Source organism: Allosphingosinicella sp., from assembly GCF_036387215.1.
Classification (GTDB): Bacteria; Pseudomonadota; Alphaproteobacteria; order Sphingomonadales; family Sphingomonadaceae; genus Allosphingosinicella.
Genome location: NZ_DASVUE010000391.1, coordinates 1 through 4,315 on the forward strand (window position 1 = coordinate 1; position 4,315 = coordinate 4,315).

Genomic DNA, 4,315 nt, shown 5'->3' on the forward strand with positions numbered 1-4,315 from the left:
GAGCTCGCCTTCGCGCGCCGCATGTTCGCCGACAATGGCTGGCCGGTGATCGACGTCACCCGCCGGTCGATCGAGGAGACCGCCTTCGCGATCGTGAAGCTGTGCGAGCAGCGCACCGAGCAGGCGGCCGAACCCGCTTGAGGCTTCTCCTCGCATCGAAGAGCGCGGCCCGCCGGCACATGCTGGAGGCGGCGGGAGTGCCGTTCGAAGCGGTCGAAGCGCCGCTCGACGAGGAAGAGGCGAAGCGGCGGTTCGCCGGTCTGGGCGCCGCGGATCTCGCGGCGGCACTCGCGGAGGCGAAGGCGCGGTCGGTGACTGCGGATGCAACCGCCCTGGTCCTTGGCTCGGACCAGACGCTGGAGCGCGACGACGGTAGGATGCTGAGCAAGCCCAAAAGCCGGGAGGACGCGCTCGAGCAGCTCCGGTCGCTGTCCGGACGTACGCACCGCCTCCATTCCGCCGCCTCCATCGTGGAGGGAGGCGAGGCGGTCTGGACGGCGATCGAATCGGTGACTCTTGCGGTGCGGCCGCTCTCGGACGCGTTTCTGCGCCGCTACCTGGACCTGGAATATGAGGCGATCCGCTGGAGCGTCGGCGGCTATCGCATCGAGGGACCGGGCGTGCAGCTGTTCGACCGCATCGAAGGCAGCCACTTCGCGATCCTTGGAATGCCGCTGCTTCCTTTGCTGGCCTATCTTCGCGAGCGCGGGGTGGTGGAGCGCTGATGGCGCGCCGCTACGCAGAGGTGATCGGCGACCCGATCTCACACAGCAAATCGCCGCTGATCCACAATTTCTGGCTCGGCAAGCTGGGGATCGATGGCGTTTATCGCGCCGCGCAGGTGAACCCGGACGGGCTCGATGATTTCTTCTCCGCCCGGCGCGTCGACCCGGATTGGGCCGGTTGCAACGTCACCATGCCCCACAAGGCCGCGGTGCTGGCGCTGGTCGACCGCACCGACACAGAGGTAAATGCCATCGGCAGCGCGAATACGGTCACTGCCGCCGATGGCGTGCTCACCGCGCACAATACGGATATCGACGGGCTTATCGCGGCGCTCGGCGAGGAGGGGCTTGCGAAGCGGCCGGTTGCGATCGTCGGCAACGGCGGAGCTGCGCGCACTGCTCTTGCGGTCCTGCGCGAGCAGGGCCTGCATGAGGTGATGATCGTCAGCCGCGATCACGCGAAGAGCGAGGCGCTTGCAGCGCGCTTCGGAGTGGAGCTGCTTGGGGGCGAGCAACGGGAGGAGCCGCAATTGCTCATCAACGCCACTCCGCTCGGGATGAGCGGCTTCGATGCGATGCCGGAGCCGATGCTCGGCCTCGTCGATCGGATGCAGCCGGAGGGCGTCGTCTTTGATATGGTCTATTCGCCCGTGGAGACGCAGCTTCTGCTGCGGGCACGGGCGCGGGGGCTGAGGGCGATCGGAGGCTTGGACATGTTGATCGGCCAGGCGGATGCGGCGTTTCGGCTGTTCTTCGGCCAGGCGGCGCCGCGGGAGCATGACGAGGAGCTGCGAGGGCTGCTGACGTCATGATCAAGCTCGGCCTCACCGGATCGATCGGCATGGGAAAGTCCACCGTCGCGCGGATGTTCGAAGCGGAGGGCGTGCCGGTGTTCGACGCCGATGCGGTCGTGCATCGGCTTCAGGGGCCGGCGGGCGAGCTGGTGGCGCAGATCGAGGCGCGGTTTCCCGGCACCACCAGCGCCGACGGCGTCAACCGAACCACACTGGCGGAGCGCGTGCTCGCGGAGCCGGAGGCGCTCCAGAACCTCGAAGGGCTGATCCATCCGGTGGTGGACCGGGAGCGGAAACGGTTCCTGGACGAGCATTCGGATCGGCAGCTGGTCGTCCTCGACATTCCATTGCTGTTCGAGAAAGGCGGCTGGAGCGACGTCGACAAGATCGCGGTCGTCTCGGCGCCCGAGGAGGTGCAGCGGCAGCGCGTGCTCGCACGGCCGGGAATGACGTTCGACAAATTTTGCAGGATCCTGAAGCTTCAGGTGCCCGACGCTGAGAAGCGCGCGCGAGCCGATTTCGTCATCCCCACGGGAGGGGACTTATCCACGACTGAAGCCGCGGTGCGGGAGATCATCGCTTGCCTCGCCGGGGCCGCCGATTCATAATCGCCGAATGCGGGAAATCGTTTTCGATACAGAGACTACGGGGCTCAACCCGCTTACCGGCGACCGCATGGTCGAGATCGGCTGCGTGGAGCTCGTCAACCGCATCGAGACCGGCCGCACATTCCACGCTTATTTCAATCCCGGCCGGCCGATGCCCGCCGGCGCCGAGGCTGTGCACGGCCTCTCGGACGTCTTCCTGTCGGACAAGCCGAGCTTCCACGAGCGCTGCGAGGAGCTGCTCGAATTCATCGGCGACAGCCCGCTCATCGCCCACAATGCGAGCTTCGATTTCGGGTTTCTGAACCACGAACTGCGCAATTGCGGGCGGGACCTCATCTGCATGTCGCGGATGATCTGTACGCTCGTCCTCGCCCGCCAGCGGCACCCGGGGGCCAAGCACAGCCTCGATGCGCTCTGCACCCGCTTCGGGATTGATCGCAGCCTGCGCATCAAGCACGGCGCCCTCATCGACGCGCAATTGCTCGCCCAATGCTATATCGAGCTCACCGGCGGCCGGCAGATCGGGCTTTCGCTCGCGGGCGATACGGACGCGGCGATCACCATCGAGGGGATCGGCGAGGCCGCTCCGATCACGTTCCAGGTGCGCCCGCCGCGGCCGCACGCCCCGACCGAGGAGGAGCTCGCGCGGCACGCCGCCTTTGTAGCCTCGCTCGTCGACCCTATATGGGTGAGGCTGGAAGCCGCCCGTTGACGGGGCGAAGCCGTGAGGCTTAATCCGGCGCCGTTTTTGGAAGCTGGAGAATGCGATGGACATCCGGATCTCGGGTCATCAGGTCGAAACCGGCGAGGCTCTTCGCGGGCGCGTCGAGGAGCGGCTGACGGCGATCGCGGATAAATATTTCTCCCGGATGATCTCGGCCCAGGTGACGTTCGGCAAGGGGCCGCACGATCACGGCTTCACCTGCGAGATCATCGCCTATGTGCCGAACGGCGTCGTGCTGAAGGGCACCGACAAGGCGGCCGAAGCGCATGTCGCCTTCGAAAGCGCGGCGGACAAGATGGAGAAGCAGCTCCGCCGCTACACCAAGAGGCTGAAGGAGCGGCGGGCGGCGAGCCGCGCCGATGCCACGGCGGAATTCGCGGCCGCCGATGCTTCCTACACCGTGTTCGAGGCTCCGGATGAAGAGGATGAGCCCGCGGACAACCCGGCGATCGTCGCGGAGACGCGGGTCGATATCCCCGATGCGAGCGTCTCCGACGCAGTGATGCTGCTCGATCTTCGCAACACCAACGCGCTCCTGTTCCGCAACAGCGGCACCGGCAAGTTCAACATGGTCTACCGACGAGGCGACGGGACCATCGGCTGGGTCGAGCCGCAACGCGACTGATCGAGCGGGTCGGGGGGCCGCACTCACATATCCTACGGAACAGGGGCCGAGCACGGCCCCGAGGTGCATGAATGAGCGACCTTTCGGACCTGATCACCGTCGATCGAATCGACGCCACGTTGAGCGTGGCCAACAAGAAGGCGCTGTTCCAGCAGCTCGGCCTCGCCGCATCGCGCCGGACGGGCCTCGAGACCAGGGACATCGTCGCCGCGCTGAGCGAGCGGGAGCGGCTCGGATCGACCGGGTTCGGCGGCGGCACCGCAATCCCGCACGGCAAGATCGAGGGCCTGCCCGCGGTGTTCGGCTATTTCGCGCGGCTCAACAGCCCGATCGAATTCCATTCGGTCGATAACCTGCCGGTCGATCTCGTCTTCCTCCTGCTCTCCCCGCCGGATGCGGGCGCGGATCATCTGAAGGCGCTTGCGCGGGTGAGCCGGATGCTTCGCGACCGGCAGACCGTGGCGAAGCTGAGGGGTGCGCGCTCGCGCGATGCGATCTTCGCTTTGCTGTCCGGCGTCGAAACCCTGCATGCCGCCTGAGGGCGAGCCGAACCGGGGCGCGGCCGCGCACTTCCGGGCGCTCGAGGCGCTTTACCGGTCTGCGCCGATCAACCGCATGTTCGCTTCGGACATCGAGGTCGGCGAAGGCTTCGCCCGGATCCGCTTCGAAGTGGACGAGGCCATGTTCCACGCGGCCGGCGCGGCGCACGGGACGATCTATTTCAAGATGATGGACGATGCGGCCTTCTACGCCTGCAACAGCATGGTGACCGACCGCTTCCTTCTCACCACCGCCTTCAACCTGCACTTCACCCGGCCGCTGAAGGCGGGGCCGGTGAC

8 protein-coding genes are annotated in these 4,315 nt (G+C 66.7%); all 8 read left to right on the forward strand.

Going from position 1 to position 4,315, the window contains the following annotated elements; translation table 11 throughout:
• Nucleotides 1-141, forward strand: a 141-nt coding sequence (locus VF662_RS15000) for a kinase/pyrophosphorylase (RefSeq protein WP_464142714.1), incomplete at its 5' end; no start/stop codon positions are given.
• On the forward strand, nucleotides 138-725 hold the full coding sequence (locus VF662_RS15005) for a Maf family protein (RefSeq protein ID WP_464142703.1): 588 nt from the start codon (nucleotides 138-140) through the stop codon (nucleotides 723-725). The genes VF662_RS15000 and VF662_RS15005, both read left to right, overlap by 4 nt.
• Nucleotides 725-1,537 (forward strand): shikimate dehydrogenase family protein, encoded by an 813-nt coding sequence (locus VF662_RS15010; RefSeq protein ID WP_464142705.1) that lies wholly within the window; start codon nucleotides 725-727, stop codon nucleotides 1,535-1,537. The genes VF662_RS15005 and VF662_RS15010 overlap by 1 nt, the downstream gene beginning before the upstream one ends.
• A complete protein-coding gene (gene coaE / locus VF662_RS15015; protein ID WP_464142707.1) occupies nucleotides 1,534-2,127 on the forward strand; it encodes a dephospho-CoA kinase in 594 nt (197 codons plus the stop codon). The genes VF662_RS15010 and coaE overlap by 4 nt, the downstream gene beginning before the upstream one ends.
• Before the next feature lie 7 nt (nucleotides 2,128-2,134).
• Nucleotides 2,135-2,839 (forward strand): DNA polymerase III subunit epsilon, encoded by a 705-nt coding sequence (gene dnaQ, locus VF662_RS15020; RefSeq protein ID WP_464142708.1) that lies wholly within the window; start codon nucleotides 2,135-2,137, stop codon nucleotides 2,837-2,839.
• Between the two features lie 55 nt (nucleotides 2,840-2,894).
• On the forward strand, nucleotides 2,895-3,476 hold the full coding sequence (gene hpf / locus VF662_RS15025) for a ribosome hibernation-promoting factor, HPF/YfiA family (RefSeq protein ID WP_464142710.1): 582 nt from the start codon (nucleotides 2,895-2,897) through the stop codon (nucleotides 3,474-3,476).
• A 71-nt stretch (nucleotides 3,477-3,547) separates the two neighbouring features.
• Nucleotides 3,548-4,015, forward strand: a complete 468-nt coding sequence (locus VF662_RS15030) for a PTS sugar transporter subunit IIA (RefSeq protein ID WP_464142711.1) — start codon at nucleotides 3,548-3,550, stop codon at nucleotides 4,013-4,015.
• Nucleotides 4,005-4,315: PaaI family thioesterase (locus VF662_RS15035; RefSeq protein WP_464142712.1), on the forward strand; the 311-nt coding region annotated here is incomplete at its 3' end. The genes VF662_RS15030 and VF662_RS15035, both read left to right, overlap by 11 nt.

Bases quoted from the DNA above. Each gene is read 5' to 3' on its own strand.
- VF662_RS15010 (WP_464142705.1), top strand. From the start codon at position 725: ATGGCGCGCCGCTACGCAGAGGTGATCGGCGACCCGATCTCACACAGC.
- coaE (WP_464142707.1), top strand. From the start codon at position 1,534: ATGATCAAGCTCGGCCTCACCGGATCGATCGGCATGGGAAAGTCCACC.
- dnaQ (WP_464142708.1), top strand. From the start codon at position 2,135: ATGCGGGAAATCGTTTTCGATACAGAGACTACGGGGCTCAACCCGCTT.
- hpf (WP_464142710.1), top strand. From the start codon at position 2,895: ATGGACATCCGGATCTCGGGTCATCAGGTCGAAACCGGCGAGGCTCTT.
- VF662_RS15030 (WP_464142711.1), top strand. From the start codon at position 3,548: ATGAGCGACCTTTCGGACCTGATCACCGTCGATCGAATCGACGCCACG.